Raw genomic sequence first — 15417 nt, forward strand, 5'->3', positions numbered from 1 at the left:
AAAGGACCCCCATGACCCGCATCGGCTCGAGTGAACTCGACGTGACCCCGCTCTCCCTCGGCGGCAACGTGTTCGGTTGGACGGCCGACCGCGACACGTCGTTCGCGATCCTCGACGCTTTCTTCGACGGCGGCGGCAACTTCCTCGACACCGCCGACGGGTACAGCGCAGGGGTACCGGGCAACGCCGGCGGCGAGAGCGAGACGATCATCGGCGAATGGCTCGCCGACCGGAAGCCGCACAACGCCGTCGTGGCGACCAAAGTCAGCTCGCACCCGGATTTCCGGGGTCTGTCAGCACGCAACATCCGAGCCGCCGCGGAGGCGTCGCTGCGCCGCCTCGGCCGCGACAGCATCGACCTCTACTACGCCCACTTCGACGACGCCGACACCCCTTTGGAGGAGACGGTCGCCGCCTTCGACGAGCTCGTTCGCGACGGTCTGGTGCGCTACGTCGCGGTGTCGAACTACTCCGCTGACCGCATCCGCTCGTGGGTCTCTTCCGCGCAGGCCATCGGCGCCGACCTTCCCGTCGCCATCCAGCCGCACTACAACCTGGTGCACCGCAACGACGTCGAGGACCACATCGTCCCCGTGGCCGACGAGTTCGGCATGTCACTCGTGCCGTACTACGCGCTCGCGAGCGGATTCCTCACCGGCAAGTACCGGTCGACGGATGCCGCGGGCGACTCGCCGCGCGCCGGTGGAGCGGCCAAGTACGCCACGGCGCACGGGCTCGCCGTGCTGGACGCGCTCGAGCAGATCGGCCGTGACCACCAAGCGTCCATCGCGACGACGGCGCTGGCGTGGCTGCGCGCCCAGCCGACGGTCGTCGCGCCGATCGCGAGCGCCTCCCGCCCGGAGCAGGTCGCCGATCTCCTCGCGAGCACGCGCCTCGATCTGACGGCGGCCGAGATCGCGCGCCTCGACGACGTGTCGTCCTGGAGCCCTGCACGCTGACCCCGTCCGCTTCCGCCTGAGTCAGTACCAGTTCGTGGCCTGCGAGTGTCCCCACGCGGCGCAGGGGCTGCCGTACGCACGATCGATGTAGTCCAGTCCCCACGCGATCTGCGTCGCGGCGTTGGTCGCCCAGTCGCCGCCGAAGCTGGCCATCTTGCTGCCCGGGAGCGCCTGGGGAATGCCCGTGGCGCCACTCGAGGCGTTGAGGGCCTGGTAGTTCCAGCTCGACTCGCGCTGCCAGAGCGAGGCGAGGCATGAGAACTGATCGCTTCCCCAGGCGTACCTCTCCGCTGCTAGCTGCGCCGCGTACGCCTTCGCGCCGTCGGGGGTGTTGACGGCGGCGAGGATCTCCGCCTGACGCTGCGCCTCGGCCGCTGCGGCGGCCTCGGCCTGGCGTTGAGCTTCGGCGGCCGCTTCTTCGGCGGCCCGCTGCGCGCGGGCGGCCGCCAGAGCCTCTCGCACGGTCGCGACGCGCTCGGTGACGATCTTCGCGTGCGCTGTCGCATCGGCTCCCAGCTCGGGGAAGAGCAGCACGGGCACGGTCGGCGCTTCCTCGAGCCGGGCCGTCGCGGCGCGCAGGTCTGCCGTGTCGATGTCGGCCGCGCCGCCCAGGTCGAGACCGGAGGCGACCACCTCGGCCCTCACCGCCGAGGCCGCATCGAGCGCGCCTTCGGCCTCCTCGAGCGCGGCATCCGCCTGGTCGGTGCTCATTCCTACGCTCTCGGCAGAGGTGAGAGCCGCCCCGAGCGAACCCGCGGTGGGCGCACCGACGTACGCGGCGGTGAGGGAAGCGGCCATCGGGCCGGACGCGGGTGCGCCGACGGCGAGCGCGACGGGAGCGAGTACTCCTGCGGCGACGGCGACGGCCGCGGTGAGAGTGAACAAGGTTCGACGGGCGGGACGAGAGGTGAGGCGGAGGCGCATGAGTGGTTCGGGAAGTCCTTCGGGAAGCTGACGCACGACGGCGCTGTGCCTCTTCGGGTGAGACACAAAGGCCCGAGTCTGCGCCTCGCGTCTGGACGGATCCTCCGCATCGGCTGGGTGAACGGTGTGCGCGTCACTCCCCCGGGAGCGGAGGAAGCGGTAACTCCCGCGAGTCGTCCCACGGCTCCGTCCATCGGAGGCGATCGAACAGGCCGTTCAGCAGCATCGCGGTGAAGCCCCACACGAGATACTCCTCGCGGGCATGCTCGATGAGAAAACCAGGGCCCCGCCACTCGCGCCCGCCGCGGCGCATCACCGTCACGCCGCGCTTGGCGGGGTCGAGCAGATCGGCCACCGGCACGCGGAAGACCGCGGCTGATTCGGCCTCGTCGACGACACGGATCGGGCTCGGATGCTGCCACCACGCGATCACGGGCGTCACGAGATGCTCGGAGTACGCCAGCGGTATGGGGGCCAGAGAGCCGAGCACCTCGACCCCCGCAGGATCGATGCCGGTCTCCTCTCGAGCCTCACGCAGCGCCGCTGCCACGGGATCCGCGTCGCCCGGATCCTGGCGGCCTCCGGGGAACGCCACCTGACCCGCGTGGGAGCGGAGCGTGCTCGCCCGCGACAGCAGCAGGACGTCGAGATCGCGCGAGACAGCTGTCGCCCGCGCATCGTGGTCGCTGGCGAGCCGGTCGAGCACGCCGAACAGGATGAGCACCGCCGCGGGACGGGGGTCTGCCGGGTGCGGGAGTCCGACCGGCGCGAGATCCTGCGCGGGAGCGGATGCCAGGGCGCTCAGCTGCGACCTGGCGTCGTCGAGAAGAGGATCGGCAACCACTCGTCGAGGCTAACGCGCCCCTCATATGAGGAGGCGCAACGGACTCTCCACGAGCGCGACGAATTCGGCGAGCCAGCGCGCGCCGACGACCTCGTCTATCACCCGATGATCGCCCGACAACGTCACCGTCATCATCGTCGCGGGCGACACCTGTCCGTTCACCACGACGGCGCGCGGCGTTGCGGCACCGACGGCGAGGATGCCGGCGTGCGGCGGATTGACGATCGCGGCGAACTCATCCACGCCGTACATCCCTAGGTTCGAGATGGTGAAGGAGCCACCCTCCAATTCGTGCTGCTGCAGGCGCCCTGCCCGAGCACGGTCGGCGAGATCCGCGACGACGCCTGCGATCCCGCGCAGGGAGAGCCTGTCGGCTCCGCGCACCACAGGGGTCACCAGGCCGCTGTCGATCGCCACCGCCACCGCGATGTCGGCGCTGTCGAGACGGCGCATCGTCTCCCCCTGCCTGATGGTGTTGGCCTCGGGGACGGCGGCGAGCGCGAGCGCCGCGGCCTTGACGACGAAGTCGTTCACCGACACTCCGGCGGTGCTCGACTCCTTCACCCGACGCCGCAGCTCCAGGAGCGCGTCGACACGACAGTGCCGCGTCAGAGAGAACTGCGGCACTGTCGACTTGCTCTCGACGAGGCGCCGTGCGATCGCTCGGCGCATGCCCGTCACCGGGATGTCGGTGCCGCGCTCAACCGACGCGACCGGCGCCGCCGGCGACACGGGCGTTCGCGAGGCGTCGGTCGGCTCTCCAGGTCGCGCGCTCACATGGCGCTCCAGATCGCGGCGCGTGATGCGTCCGGCCGGACCCGTACCCTCGACCTCGTCGAGGGCGATCCCCTCGCTGCGCGCGAGCCGCCGCACCAGCGGACTGGCCGGGATGCGCTCCCGCGACGTGCCGCGTGCCGGGACTTCGGCGGGCAGCGGCTTTGCGTCGGTTCGTTCCGCGCCGCCCCGGGCGGGCTCGCGCACTCCCGCCTCCGCGAGCGCGCGCTGCAGATGCGAGTCGTCCTCCCCCTCGCCGAGGAGCACGGCGATCGGGGTTCCCACGTCGACGCTGACGCCCTCCTCGATGAGGAGACGGGCAAGCGTACCGTCCGCGTCGGCGGCGAACTCCACGACGGCCTTGTCGGTCTCGATCTCGGCCAGCGGATCACCACGGTGAAGCGCCTGCCCCGGTTGCACGAGCCACGTCTGGACGGCCGACTCCGTCACCCCCGCCAGCGCGACCGGCATCCGCACCACCGTGGCCATCAGCGACCGCTCGCCGCCGCGCGCACGCGCTCGAGTCCTGCCGCGATCTCGGGCTCGCGCGCGATGGCGGCGCGTTCGAGAACGCGGGAGATGCTCGGCGAGGCCTCACCACCGGATACGCGCGCGATCGGCTGGTCGAGCCAGTCGAAGAACCTCCGCTGGATCTCGTCGGCCAGCCACCCGCCGTAGGACGTTCCCCGTGCCCCCTCCTCGACGATCACGACCGCGTTGGTCTTTCGGATGCTCTCCCCGATGGTGTCCCAGTCGAGGGAGGCGCGGTCCAGCCAGCGCAGGTCGATGAGCTCCGCGTCCACCCCCGTCGACTCGATCGCGACGGCGCTGCGACTCACCATCGACAGGTAGGTGAGGACCGTGACTTCCGCCCCCTCGCGACGGATGGCCGCCTTCCCCGGCGGGATCACGTAGTCCCACTGATCGGCGAGTACCTCGTCGTCGACGCCGTACAGGTCGACGTGCTCGATGACCAGCACGGGGTCGTCCAGCGCGAGCGCGGCATTCATCAGCCCGACGTAGTCCGCCGCCGTCGACGGGGCGACGATCCGCCACCCCGGGCTCGTCGCGAAGATACCTGCCGGATCGATGAGGTGCTGGCTGCCGTACCCCGTGCCCATCGCGACCTTCGTGCGCAACACGTAGGGCACGGGGTTGGTGCCGCCGAACATGTGCCGCGCCTTTCCGATCTGGTTGAAGATCTGGTCTGCGGCGACCCAGAGGAAATCGGGGTACATGAACTCGACCACCGGCCGGTACCGCCCGTCCAGAGCCATCCCTCCGCCGAGGCCGCTGAAGGCGTTCTCACTGATCGGCGTGCCGAGCACGCGATCCTCGCCGTGATTTCGCACCAGACCTCTGGTCGCCCCGTTCGTGCCGCCGTTGAGGCGGTGCACGTCTTCGCCGAGCACGATGATGCGTTCGTCCTCGGCCATCCGACGGTCCATCACTCGCGCCACCGCGTCGATGAATCGCATTCGGGACCGCGGTGCGTCGTCGGTCGTGGGCTCACGTGCCTCCAGTCGGTCCAGCTCGCTCGCGTCGCCGCGGAGACCCCAGTCCACCCAGTCGGGATCGGGCCAGAGCTCCGGGCGCACGCGCCGCTTCCCGGAAGCATCGGGGTCGGACTCGAGCAGACGATCGACGACGCTCGCCACGGCCTTCTCCGCACGGCGTCGCAACGCCGCGCGGGTGTCGTCGTCGAGGAGTCCACGGCGCGTCATCTCGGCCGCGACGCGCTCCAGCGGATCGCGCTCCCGCCACTGCTGCTCCTCGTCCTTCGAGCGGTAGCCGAAGGCGCTTCCCGGGTACGGACCGTTCTGATGGAAGAAGCGGTACACCTCGGCCTCGATGACAACGGGCCCCTCCCCCGCGCGCATCCGCTCGGCGGCTCGCTCGACGGCCAGATGAACGGCGAGCGGATCCATCCCGTCCACGCGCCACGCCGGGATGCCGAAACCCTGTCCGCGCACCGAGAGTCGTGGGTCGGCGGTGGCCTCCTCGACGCGGGTCGACACGGCGTAGATGTTGTTCTCGATGAAGAAGGCCAGAGGCAGCTTCCATGCCGCGGCCAGGTTCATCGACTCGAGCACCGAGCCGATCTGGCTGGCGCCGTCGCCGAAGTACGTCAGCGTCAGGTCGCCCGTGCCGCTGCGTCGCTGGGCCCACGCGTTTCCCGCGGCGAACGGCACCGCGCCTCCGACGATCGCGTTCGTGCCGAGCGCTCCTGCCTCCAGCAGCTGCAGATGCAGGGAACCGCCACGTCCGTTGCCGTATCCGTCCGACAGACCGAGGATCTCGGCCATCGTGCGATAGAGCACGGTGTCGACGGCCTCCCCGAAGGGCTCCCGCGCCGACATGGTGCCGCCACTGACGTGGGTGAGCACCTTGGCGAGAAACTGATGGTGGCCCCGGTGCGACCCGTTCACACCATCGGTCGAGCGCAACCCCACGATCGAGCCGACCGCTCCGCCTTCCTGTCCGATGCTGGAGTGGGCCGGTCCGTGCACGAGACTCTCCCCGGCGAGGTCGAGCACGGCCTCCTCGAACGTCCGGATGAGCTGGATCTGGACGAGCATCGTCTCCAACAGGGCGGGGTCGGCGGCGTTCCAGTCTGCAGGCGTGGTGGTCAACTCGATCCAGTCGACATCGGTGCGCAGCGGTCGTCGTTCAGGCATGGGGTTCTCCCGGGAAGGTGGGTGCGGAAAGCCGCGCCGTCGCCTCGGCCACCCGCTGGGGCGGCGCGACGGATCGCGATGCGCCCGTCCAGAAGGGCGCAGAGGTGGGTCAGTCGGCGTGCGCCTCGTAGCGGCGCACAGAGGGATCGTCAGAGGACGCAGCGCCGTGGAAGGTCTCGGGAGAGGCGAGCCCCGCCGCCTCGTTCACGAACCAGATGGCCCGAGTCTCACCGTCGGAGGCATTGCGAAAGCGGTGCGGGATCGACGAGCTGAAGGCGATGGAGTCGCCCGCTTTCAGAATCGTGGAGTCGAACCCCACCTCCACGTGCAGCGCACCGGAGAGGATGACGCCGTATTCACGGCCCTCGTGACGCGTCAGCCCGCTGTCGGTGGCCTCCTCCGTCGACGGCGGATAGACCACCTCCAGGAACTCCGCGAACTGCTCAGGTGCCGCGGTGAGGCGCTCCCAGCGCGGGCCGCTGCGGAGCTTGAGGCTGGGCCGGTCAGCGCGCCGCAGAACGATGCCGCCCTCGAATGTCGTCCGCCCGGCCGTGGCATCCGCCGCACGGGCGCGGGAGGCCGCGGAGGACGTCTCGGCGGCCGCATCGTCGAAGAGGCTGTCCAGCGAGATGTCGAGCGCGCTGGCCACCGAATACAGCACCGCCGCGCTGAAGGAGCCGAGACCTCGCTCCACCTGCGACACGTGCTGCGGAGTCACGCCGACGCGCTGTGCAAGCTCGCGGGCGCTCATCCCGAGCTGGCGGCGGGCCTCCCGGATGCGGGCGCCCACATGCTGCCATTCATCCAGGCCGCTGGCCTTTCCGGACGAAGGTGAAGACACGCCGACTCCCCGGAATCTCGATGAAGGCGCCACTCTATCAGCCGCTCGAATCGGCCCGTTCATACTGCCACCGTCCTTCCTCTGCGTGACGTGAGAGTGCCGAGCAGGCCCCGTCGCAGGAACAGCGCGCACGCGAGCAGCACGATCCCCAGCAAGAGCCGGTTGATCTCCGCCGGAGGTTCCCAGCCGAAGAACGAGACGTCGGCGATGAACAGTCGCAGCACCTGTTCGAGCACGACGACGACGACCGCGCCGACCAGCGGACCTGCCCACGTGCCGAGGCCTCCGATGACGCACACGAGGACGATGTCCAGCGACAGACCGAAGTCGAACGCGCCCGCGGGTTCGATGTACGACGTCTGGAAGGCGAAGATCGCCCCGGCGATCCCGGCGATCGCGGCACCGATCACGAGAGCCTCGAGTTTGACCGGCGTCGTGCGCACCCCCAGCGCCCTCGCGGCCAGCTCATCCTCCTTGATGGCGCGCAACGCATATCCGAAGTTCGATCGGTGCACGAGCCAGGAGATGAGCGTGGCGAGGCAGGCGAGCGCGAACAGCAGGTAGAAGAAGAACACCGCCAGTTGACCCGGGGTCCACTCCCCCGCCATGGTGAGGAACAGTCCGTTCGCCCCACCCAGCTCGGGGATGTTCTTCGCCACGCTGATTGCGAGGAATGTCACGACGAGGGTGAAGATCGCGAAGTAGTGGCTGCGCAGACGCAGGGTCGCCACGCCGATGACCACCGAGCAGGCCACCGCCACGAGGGCGGCAGGTATGAGCGTCGCCCACAGCGACCATCCCGACCCTGCATTCAGCGACGCCGCGGTGTATGCGCCGGCACCGACGAACAGGGCCATGCCGAAGTTGAGGTATCCGCCGAATCCGCCCAGGAGGTTCCACCCCTGGGCAATCGCGATGTAGAAGACCGCGGTGGTGAGGGTGGTGACCCCGCCGAGGTTCAGCACCGCGCCCAGGACGCCGATCACCGCGAGGACGCCGATGGCCGTCGCCGGCTCGATCCAGGTGGTCCGACGAGAAGCCGGCGCGCTGGCGCGCGAGGGTGCCAGGGCGATGTCGGTGTCAGCCGGGGCGGGTGGGGGTGTGGTGTCGCCCATGTCAGACCGCTCTCTCTCGGGCGCCGCCCAGTCCCTCGCTGCGCAGCAGCATGACCACTGCGAGCAGCACGTACAGGGCGACGTAGGTGTACTGGAAAGCGAGGAACGTCCCCAGGAACGCCTCGATGACGCCGACCGCGAGACCGGCCACGAGCGTGCGCATGGCGGAACCGAGGCCGCCGACGATCACGACGAGGAACGACCAGGCGAGCCAGCGGACGTGCTCCTGCGGCGTGAACGTCGACGTGAGGGCCAGGATGATGCCACCGAACGCGGCCAGCGCGACCCCTGCCGCGAACACGTGCCGGGAGAGCTTGGGCACGTCGATGCCGACGAGTCGCGCGACATCCGGACTCTGAGCGAGGCCCCTCACCGCGGAACCGGTCATGGTCCGGGTGAGGAGAAGATGCACGGCGACCAGGAGCGCGACGGCCAGAGCCGCGGCGACGAGACGTGCGACGGGCACGAAGATCGGACCCAGGTGCACGACGCCGCTGAGGTACCCCAGGGGCACGGACTTGCTGTCGGTGGTCCACGTGACGATCGCAATGCTCTCGATGAGCACCATGAGGCCGAAGAAGGCGAGCATCACGGTGGAGTCGTCCTGGCCGCGCAACCGCACGCCCACGGTGCGATACACGCCGAGGCCGAGGAGATATCCGCCGATCACGACCGGCAGGATCATCAGGAGCGGATCCATGCCCGCACCGGCGACCAGCTGCCAGTACACGAGCGCGCCCAGCACGAGGATCGCGCTGTGGGCGAGGTTCACGATGCGGAGGACTCCGAGCAGCAGACTCAACCCGATCGCGAAGCCGCCGTAGATGCCTCCCAGCAGGAGGCCGTTGACGAGGGTCTGGAGAAGGTTCACAGCGGTCTCCGGTTCACAGGCTGAGCCAGGTCTTGATCAGCTGGTCCAGCTGGCCCGCGAACTCGTCGCGGGAGCCGGACAGATGGTTGCGCCCGTAGGCGAGGGTGAAGACCTCGTCGGCGAGGCCGACCGCGGCCTGCACGTTCTGGTCGACGAGAAGGATGGTTCGTCCCTCCTCCTTGAGTCGCGCGATCTCGTCGTAGACCTCGTCGACGAGCGCGGGAGAGAGCCCGACGGACGGCTCGTCGATGAGGAGCACGGCCGGCTCGGTGATGAGCGTGCGCGCGAACTCGACCAGTCGCGCCTGCCCGCCGCTGAGACTCCCGGCCATGCGGGCGCGCAGCGGCACGAGCGAGGGGTAACGCTCGAACATGGCCTCGACCGCGGTGTTCAGCCGGTCACCGTCGTGCCGGATCTGCCATGCGCCGAGGCGCAGGTTGTCCTGCACCGACAACTGCGGGAAGACCGATCGACCTTGCGGGAGGAGCGCGATCCCCCGCGACAGGCGCTCAGCGGGGTCGAGCCCGGTGATGTCGTCGCCGTCCAGGAGCACGGCACCCGAGCGCGGCGTGACGAAACCGGTGAGCACCCGGAGCGTGGTGGACTTGCCGGAGCCGTTCGGGCCCAGGACGACACTCACGCGCCCCGGCTCCACGGTCAGGCTCACGTCGTCGAGCACGATGTCGTGCGCGTGGTAGCCGGCCGTGACGTTCGCCATCGTGAGCGTGGTCATCCGCGTTCTCCTCTCGAAGCGGGGCCGTGTCCGAGATACGCCTCCACGACCTCCGGATGACCGATCACCGCGTCGGGGGTGCCGGCGGCAATCACTTTGCCCGCCGCCATGCACACGACCGTGGAGCACAGCCGTGTGAGGTCGGGGATCTCGTGGCTCACGATGATGAAGGCGGTACCGGACTCGTTGCGCTCGGCGATGCGTTCGCGCATCAGCACTTTCACGCTCGGGTGCACGCCTGCGAACGGCTCGTCCATGAGCACGATGCGCGGGTCGGTCATGAGCGCCCGGACGAACTCCAGCAGCTTCTGCTGACCGCCGGACAGCTCGCTCGCCGCCGTGTCGCGGTGGGCGGCGAGGCCGACGAACTCCAGCAACGCCTCCGCCTTCGCCCGGAGCGTCGCACGGCCCCCGCGGGAGTGGAGCACCGGGACGAGGAGGTTCTCCAGCGCCGTGAGGGTGGAGAAGACCCGCGGGTTCTGAAAGGTGCGCGAGATCCCGGCCTTCACGAACGCGGCGCTGGACCGGCCGCTCACTCTGTCTCCGCGCACGGCGATGCTCCCGCTGTCGGGGCGGATGGCGCCGCCGAGAAGATTCAACGTCGTGGTCTTGCCGGACCCGTTCGGACCGATGAGGCCGACGAGGGAACCTGCGGGCACCTCGAGGTCGACTCCGGCGACGGCATGGACGCCCCGAAACGACTTCGTCAGCTCCTCGGCCCGGATGGCGATGTCGCTCACGTGCGCCACGGTCATCCTCGAAGCGGCACGACCGCGTCGGCCGTGGCTTGGTCGGCAGGCCAGATGACCTGGTTGCCGGCGGATTGGAACTGCAGGAGCAGGCCGTTGAAGGCGATCGTGCCGTCGTCGTTGTACGTGACCTCGCCGACGACGGTATCGAATGTCCCCTCGGCGACGGCGGCGCGCACCGTGTCGTCATCGAGCGACCCGGCCTTCTCGACCGCCTGCTGGAGCACCTGCAGCGCGGTGTAGCCCACGGCGGCGTACGAGGGCAGGGTCGTCATCCCGAGGCTCTCGTCCAGATGGGCTGCCAGCTCTGCGAGACCTGGAGTGTCCTGCGCGGTCGAGGCGGCGCTGTTCGCGAAGACGTTGACAGCGGCGTCACCCAGCGCCGGCCAGTTCGGGAGCGTCGTCACCTGGGATCCGCACGAGCAGTAGAAATCGGGGTCGTAGCCCGACTGCGAGACGGCCGTCGCGATCAGACCCGCGTCGTTGGGCGCGCTCAGCCCGAGGAACACCTCGGCACCGGATTGCGACACGCGCTGGATCAGCGCGGAGAAATCAGTCGCGCTCTGGTCGTATTCCTCGTCCACGACGACCTCCATGCCGAGTTCCTCGGCACGGGCGAGTGCGCCACCCTCGCCGTCGTAGCCGTCGCGCGCGGCCAGGAACGCGGGGTTCTGCGCGGTCGCGATGGCGACGGTGCTGGGGCGCTCGGCTTCGGGCAACGACTCGAGATAATCGAACAGCGGATACGTCGCCTCGGTGTCCTGGTACGGCCAGCCCGTCACCATCGTGTCGGGGTACTTGCTGTGCAGCTCCTTGCTGAAGAAGCCGCCGTTGAACAGCAGCTTGCCGGCCCGCTCGGCGAGCGGCACGACAGCCCCTCCGACCGCCGTCGCGTACGGCGCGAGAAGCAGATCGACGTCGTCTTCGTTGATCAGCTGCTGGTACAGCGTCTGCGCGGTCTGCGGGTTGCTCTCGTCGTCGTAGATCTTCAGCTCGACCTCCCGCCCCAGGAGACCGCCGCTGTCGTTGACCTGCTCGACCCAGTAGTCGTACGTCTCGCGGTACGCCGCGGCGGCGGTGGCGTACGTGCCGGTCAGGCCGAGAGTGCCTCCGATGACGATCGGTCCGGATTCCTCGGTGCCGGCATCGGCGCTCTGGCTGGCCGCACAGCCGCCGAGCACCAGCGCTGCAGCGGCGATGCCGGCGGCAAGGGCCGCCAGTCGGCGCGGGAGGGGGGTGACAGAACTCATCGGTGACTCCTTCGTCAAACGTCAGGGCGCATCGCTGCGTGACCGTCATGCTGGCACGACGTAAACCCGAATGTCAATCAACACTTTATTTCTTGTCCTCGGATCGCCTTTCAGTTGACACATGCCCGCATTTTTCCTACTGTCAGTGCTCATCAGCGCTTGCCTAAATTAAATTCACCATGAATGCTGCAGGCCCTTATCTCCGAGACGAGAGGACGACGATGTCTCTTCAAGACTTTCTCCCCACCCCCGAATTCGAGGAGTACAGGGAGTTCTTCCAGGACTTCTACACGCTCGAGCGCCGCGACGACGGGGTGCTCCTCGTGCAGGCCCACACCCGAGGAGGTCCGGTACAACTGAGCGTGCAGAACCACCGCTCGCTCGGACAGCTGCTCAAGGTCATCGGGGCCGACCCGAAGAACGAGCTTCTGATCTACTCGGGGACCGGTGATGACTTCATGGTCGACTCCGACCCCGACGGCTTCGAGCTGGAGAGCTCCGACGTCGCCCATTGGGCCTACGAGTACGCATACAAAGACGGGCGCATCAACGTCAGCTCGATGGTCAACGACCTCGAGATCCCCACGATCGGCATCATGAACGGCCCCGGATTCCACTCCGAGATCGTGCTGATGTGCGATCTCACCCTCATGGCCGAGGAGGCCACGATCTTCGACCTCCACTACGCGATCGGCTCGGCTCCGGGCGACGGCATCCACAGCGCGTTCCAGGAACTGCTCGGGACGAAGCGCGCGGCCTATGCGCTGCTCACCGGCGAGGCGATCGATGCGGCGACCGCGCTGGAGTACGGCATGGTCAACGAGACGCTCCCGCGCGCGGAGCTTCTCGAGCGGGCCTACGCGATCGCGGACCACATCATGCACCAGCCTCGTACGATGCGTCGTATGACCACGCAGATCGTCCGGCGGCCCTGGAAGCGCCGCATCGTCGACGACCTCGACGGTGGCTTCGCGATGCAGATGTTCGCACACGTGGCCAAGGGCGCCCCTTCGCACGGACGCGACCACATCGCCACGACGACGAACTACTGGCGCGAGGGCAAGCGCACGCCGATCGACTGATGGCCGCGCGATCCGCGCTCTGCCGTCGTCAGGAAGGAACGCCGTGAGGGACATCGGATTCATCGGCTTGGGCACGATGGGGCTGGCGATGTGTCGCCGCCTCGTCGAGGCCGGCCACGACGTCGCGGTGTGGAATCGCACGCCGAGGGTCGGAGCGGAGCTCGTCGCCCTCGGCGGGAGGCGGGTTCTCCTGGAGGAGGCATTGGGGAGTGCCGTGGTGTTCTCGATGCTCTCCAACGATGCCGCCGCCGAGGCTGTCTTCTCCGAGGAGAATCTCCGGCTCATGCCGGCGGGAAGCGTCCACGTCGGTTTCGAGTCGCTGAGTCTCGCCGCCGCCGACTCAGCCACGGCACGTCACGCCGCGGCCGGCGTGGACTATGTCGCCGCACCGGTCATCGGACGGCCCCCCGTCGCGGCGGCCGGCCAGCTCAACATCCTGCTCGCCGGGAAGCGTGCCGCCGCCGACCGCGTCGAGCCCCTCCTCGCCGAACTGTGCTCGCGGACGTGGTATCTCGGCGACCGGCCGAGGCTGGCGAACCTGGTCAAGATCTGTGTGAACTACAACCTCATCCACACGCTTCAGGCGCTCAGCGAGAGCGTCGCGATCGCCGAGCGCGGTGGGGTCGACCCCGCATTGCTGGTGGAGTTGCTCAACAGCACGCTCTACCCGGGGCCCGCCTACGGCGGTTACGGACGTGAGATCGCCGCGCGGCGGTACGAGCCCGTCGGATTCAGCGTCGAGCTGGGCCTGAAGGACCTGAGTCTGGCTGAGCAGGCCGCCGCCGAGACGGGAACCCCGCTCCCCACGGCACCGGTGCTGCGCGAGATGTTCGAGCGCACCCTCGCCGAGCCGGATATCGCCGAGCTCGACTGGGCGGCCATCGCGGAGATCGTCCGCCGCGAGAGGGCCACGTCATGAGCGGTACGGTCGGGGTCAATCACATCGGGGTCACCGTCCCCGACATCCGGGGCGCCGTCCGCTGGTATAGCGACGTGCTGGGCCTGCGGTGCATCATGGGTCCGCGTGTGCTGCGGCCCGCCGCATCCGGGACCTCGGAGACCCGGAGCATTCTCGGTCCCGGGTTCGCCCTCGCCTATCAGGCTCACCTCCTCGGGCCCGACGGCGTGGGGCTGGAACTGTTCCAGTTCGTCGACCCGCCGACCCGCGAGCGTCACGAGGGGCTGGGCTGGGAAGAGCGCGGACCGTGGCACGTGTGCTTCACCGTGCCCGACGTCGAGGAGGCCCTCCAGCGCATCGAGGGCGCGGGTGGAGAGCGGGTCTCGGATGCGGTGGCGTTCGTTCCCGGCCGCCCGTGGCTGCTTGCTTACGCGCGCGACCCGTGGGGGACCGTCCTCGAGCTCATGAACGCACCGTATGCCGACGTCTTCTCGGCATGGCCGCAGCCGGGCGCGACCGAGGACACCGAGTGGCTCGAGGGCGGGCGGATGGACGGCGGCCAGGATCGGGCGGACCCGGCATGACGTCCGCGACGATGCGGGCTGCGGTCTACCACGGCCCCCACGACGTCCGTATCGAACGTCGCCCGATCCCCACGCCCGGCCCGGGCGAGATGCTGCTGCGCGTCGGTGCCGTCGGGGTCTGCGGAAGCGACGCCGGCGAGTACGACCACGGGCCGGTGAACCACCCGCTTCACGTCCGCCATCCCGCCTCCGGACACCTCGGGCCGATCATCCCCGGGCACGAGTTCTCCGGGACGGTGATCGCTCTCGGCGACGGCGTCGATCCCGGATGGCTCGAGCGTACCGTCGCCTCCTGCGGGCTGGTCGCCTGTGGTCGGTGCCGGGTGTGCACGGAGGGACGCAGCAACCTCTGCGAGAGCTACTACGGCAGCGGGCTGCATGTCGACGGCGCGCTGGCGGAGTACGTCCTCGCGCGGCCGGAGAACTCTGTGGCCGTCGACGACCTGGGCCTCACGCTGGCCGAGGCCGCGCTCGCTCAGCCCCTCGCGATCGCCGTTCACGACGTCTCCCGCGCGGGTCCCGTCACAGGCCGATCGGTCCTCGTGCAGGGTGCCGGCGGCATCGGAGCCTTCCTCGTCCACGCGCTCGTCCAGGAGGGCGCGCATGTCGTGGTGACCGACCTCGACGAGGATCGGCTCGACATCGCCCGCGAGCTGGGAGCCGACGCCACCATCCGAGTGGCAGGCACGCCCGACGACGTCGGACTCATCCGCGACCGGCTGCCCCGCGAGGTGAGCGTGCTGTTCGAGGTGACCGGCGCTGCCGGCGGCCTTCGCACCGCGATCGACCTGGCCCCGCGGGGCGGGGTGATCGTCCTGGTGGGGCTCGCGCCCGAGCCGGTCGCGATCGATGCTGCGCGCCTGGCGCTGCGGGAGATCGCGCTCGTGGGGACGAACGCCCTCGTGCGGGAGCGCGATTTCCCCCGAGCCGTCGAGCTCCTCGCGCGTCGAGCCGGTGACTGGGGACGGGTCGCGCCGCGCGTCCTCCCGCTGACCGACCTGGTCGAGGGCGCGCTGCGACCGATGGCCGAGAGACGGGCGGCGGCGATCAAGTACCTGATCGACCCGCACGCCGAACTCCCGCGCGATCTCTACGACACTCCTCCCCGACGCTGA

General features: G+C 69.4%; 15 protein-coding genes. 5 read left to right on the top strand and 10 right to left on the bottom strand.

Features of this window, described 5'->3' with window-relative positions; genetic code table 11:
* Positions 1-11: 11 nt before the first annotated feature.
* A complete protein-coding gene (locus ACTU3I_RS09390; protein ID WP_442925422.1) occupies positions 12-959 on the top strand; it encodes an aldo/keto reductase in 948 nt (315 codons plus the stop codon).
* 21 nt (positions 960-980) lie between these two features.
* On the opposite strand, the gene ACTU3I_RS09395 is transcribed toward ACTU3I_RS09390, so the two are convergent.
* From ACTU3I_RS09395 to ACTU3I_RS09440, 10 genes are all read right to left on the bottom strand, one after another.
* Positions 981-1844: a phospholipase gene (locus ACTU3I_RS09395; RefSeq protein WP_442925423.1), complete on the bottom strand. Its 864-nt coding sequence runs from the start codon at positions 1842-1844 to the stop codon at positions 981-983.
* A 172-nt stretch (positions 1845-2016) separates the two neighbouring features.
* Complete coding sequence (locus ACTU3I_RS09400; RefSeq protein WP_442925424.1) at positions 2017-2727, bottom strand: NUDIX hydrolase; 711 nt, start codon at positions 2725-2727, stop codon at positions 2017-2019.
* A gap of 21 nt (positions 2728-2748) precedes the next feature.
* Complete coding sequence (locus tag ACTU3I_RS09405; RefSeq protein WP_442925425.1) at positions 2749-3990, bottom strand: dihydrolipoamide acetyltransferase family protein; 1242 nt, start codon at positions 3988-3990, stop codon at positions 2749-2751.
* Positions 3990-6179 (bottom strand): alpha-ketoacid dehydrogenase subunit alpha/beta, encoded by a 2190-nt coding sequence (locus ACTU3I_RS09410; protein WP_442925426.1) that lies wholly within the window; start codon positions 6177-6179, stop codon positions 3990-3992. Before ACTU3I_RS09410 ends, ACTU3I_RS09405 begins: the two co-directional genes overlap by 1 nt.
* Before the next feature lie 109 nt (positions 6180-6288).
* A complete protein-coding gene (locus tag ACTU3I_RS09415) occupies positions 6289-7020 on the bottom strand; it encodes a helix-turn-helix domain-containing protein (RefSeq protein ID WP_442925427.1) in 732 nt (243 codons plus the stop codon).
* Between the two features lie 59 nt (positions 7021-7079).
* Entirely contained in the window at positions 7080-8135 is a 1056-nt protein-coding gene (locus tag ACTU3I_RS09420) for a branched-chain amino acid ABC transporter permease (RefSeq protein WP_442925428.1), read from the bottom strand.
* 1 nt (position 8136) lies between these two features.
* Positions 8137-9006, bottom strand: a complete 870-nt coding sequence (locus ACTU3I_RS09425) for a branched-chain amino acid ABC transporter permease (RefSeq protein ID WP_442925429.1) — start codon at positions 9004-9006, stop codon at positions 8137-8139.
* Positions 9007-9019: 13 nt separating this feature from the next.
* A complete protein-coding gene (locus ACTU3I_RS09430) occupies positions 9020-9739 on the bottom strand; it encodes an ABC transporter ATP-binding protein (protein ID WP_442925430.1) in 720 nt (239 codons plus the stop codon).
* Complete coding sequence (locus tag ACTU3I_RS09435; RefSeq protein WP_442925431.1) at positions 9736-10479, bottom strand: ABC transporter ATP-binding protein; 744 nt, start codon at positions 10477-10479, stop codon at positions 9736-9738. The genes ACTU3I_RS09430 and ACTU3I_RS09435 overlap by 4 nt, the downstream gene beginning before the upstream one ends.
* Before the next feature lie 11 nt (positions 10480-10490).
* Positions 10491-11738: an amino acid ABC transporter substrate-binding protein gene (locus tag ACTU3I_RS09440; protein WP_442925432.1), complete on the bottom strand. Its 1248-nt coding sequence runs from the start codon at positions 11736-11738 to the stop codon at positions 10491-10493.
* A gap of 221 nt (positions 11739-11959) precedes the next feature.
* On the opposite strand from ACTU3I_RS09440, the gene ACTU3I_RS09445 reads away from it, so the two are divergent.
* Genes ACTU3I_RS09445 through ACTU3I_RS09460 form a run of 4 tightly spaced genes read left to right on the top strand, consistent with a single transcriptional unit; the run spans position 11960 to position 15417 of the window.
* Positions 11960-12820: an enoyl-CoA hydratase/isomerase family protein gene (locus ACTU3I_RS09445; protein WP_442925433.1), complete on the top strand. Its 861-nt coding sequence runs from the start codon at positions 11960-11962 to the stop codon at positions 12818-12820.
* 43 nt (positions 12821-12863) lie between these two features.
* Positions 12864-13739, top strand: coding sequence for an NAD(P)-dependent oxidoreductase (locus ACTU3I_RS09450; RefSeq protein ID WP_442925434.1), 876 nt, complete (start codon positions 12864-12866; stop codon positions 13737-13739).
* Positions 13736-14302 (top strand): VOC family protein, encoded by a 567-nt coding sequence (locus ACTU3I_RS09455; protein ID WP_442925435.1) that lies wholly within the window; start codon positions 13736-13738, stop codon positions 14300-14302. Before ACTU3I_RS09450 ends, ACTU3I_RS09455 begins: the two co-directional genes overlap by 4 nt.
* Positions 14299-15417 (top strand): zinc-dependent alcohol dehydrogenase, encoded by a 1119-nt coding sequence (locus tag ACTU3I_RS09460; RefSeq protein WP_442925436.1) that lies wholly within the window; start codon positions 14299-14301, stop codon positions 15415-15417. The genes ACTU3I_RS09455 and ACTU3I_RS09460 overlap by 4 nt, the downstream gene beginning before the upstream one ends.

Origin of the sequence: Microbacterium sp. RD1 (assembly GCF_052220165.1) — a bacterium.
Lineage (GTDB): Bacteria > Actinomycetota > Actinomycetes > Actinomycetales > Microbacteriaceae > Microbacterium.

Bases quoted from the DNA above. Each gene is read 5' to 3' on its own strand.
- ACTU3I_RS09390 (WP_442925422.1), top strand. From the start codon at position 12: ATGACCCGCATCGGCTCGAGTGAACTCGACGTGACCCCGCTCTCCCTC.
- ACTU3I_RS09405 (WP_442925425.1), bottom strand. From the start codon at position 3,990: ATGGCCACGGTGGTGCGGATGCCGGTCGCGCTGGCGGGGGTGACGGAG.
- ACTU3I_RS09410 (WP_442925426.1), bottom strand. From the start codon at position 6,179: ATGCCTGAACGACGACCGCTGCGCACCGATGTCGACTGGATCGAGTTG.
- ACTU3I_RS09420 (WP_442925428.1), bottom strand. From the start codon at position 8,135: ATGGGCGACACCACACCCCCACCCGCCCCGGCTGACACCGACATCGCC.
- ACTU3I_RS09430 (WP_442925430.1), bottom strand. From the start codon at position 9,739: ATGACCACGCTCACGATGGCGAACGTCACGGCCGGCTACCACGCGCAC.
- ACTU3I_RS09440 (WP_442925432.1), bottom strand. From the start codon at position 11,738: ATGAGTTCTGTCACCCCCCTCCCGCGCCGACTGGCGGCCCTTGCCGCC.
- ACTU3I_RS09445 (WP_442925433.1), top strand. From the start codon at position 11,960: ATGTCTCTTCAAGACTTTCTCCCCACCCCCGAATTCGAGGAGTACAGG.
- ACTU3I_RS09455 (WP_442925435.1), top strand. From the start codon at position 13,736: ATGAGCGGTACGGTCGGGGTCAATCACATCGGGGTCACCGTCCCCGAC.
- ACTU3I_RS09460 (WP_442925436.1), top strand. From the start codon at position 14,299: ATGACGTCCGCGACGATGCGGGCTGCGGTCTACCACGGCCCCCACGAC.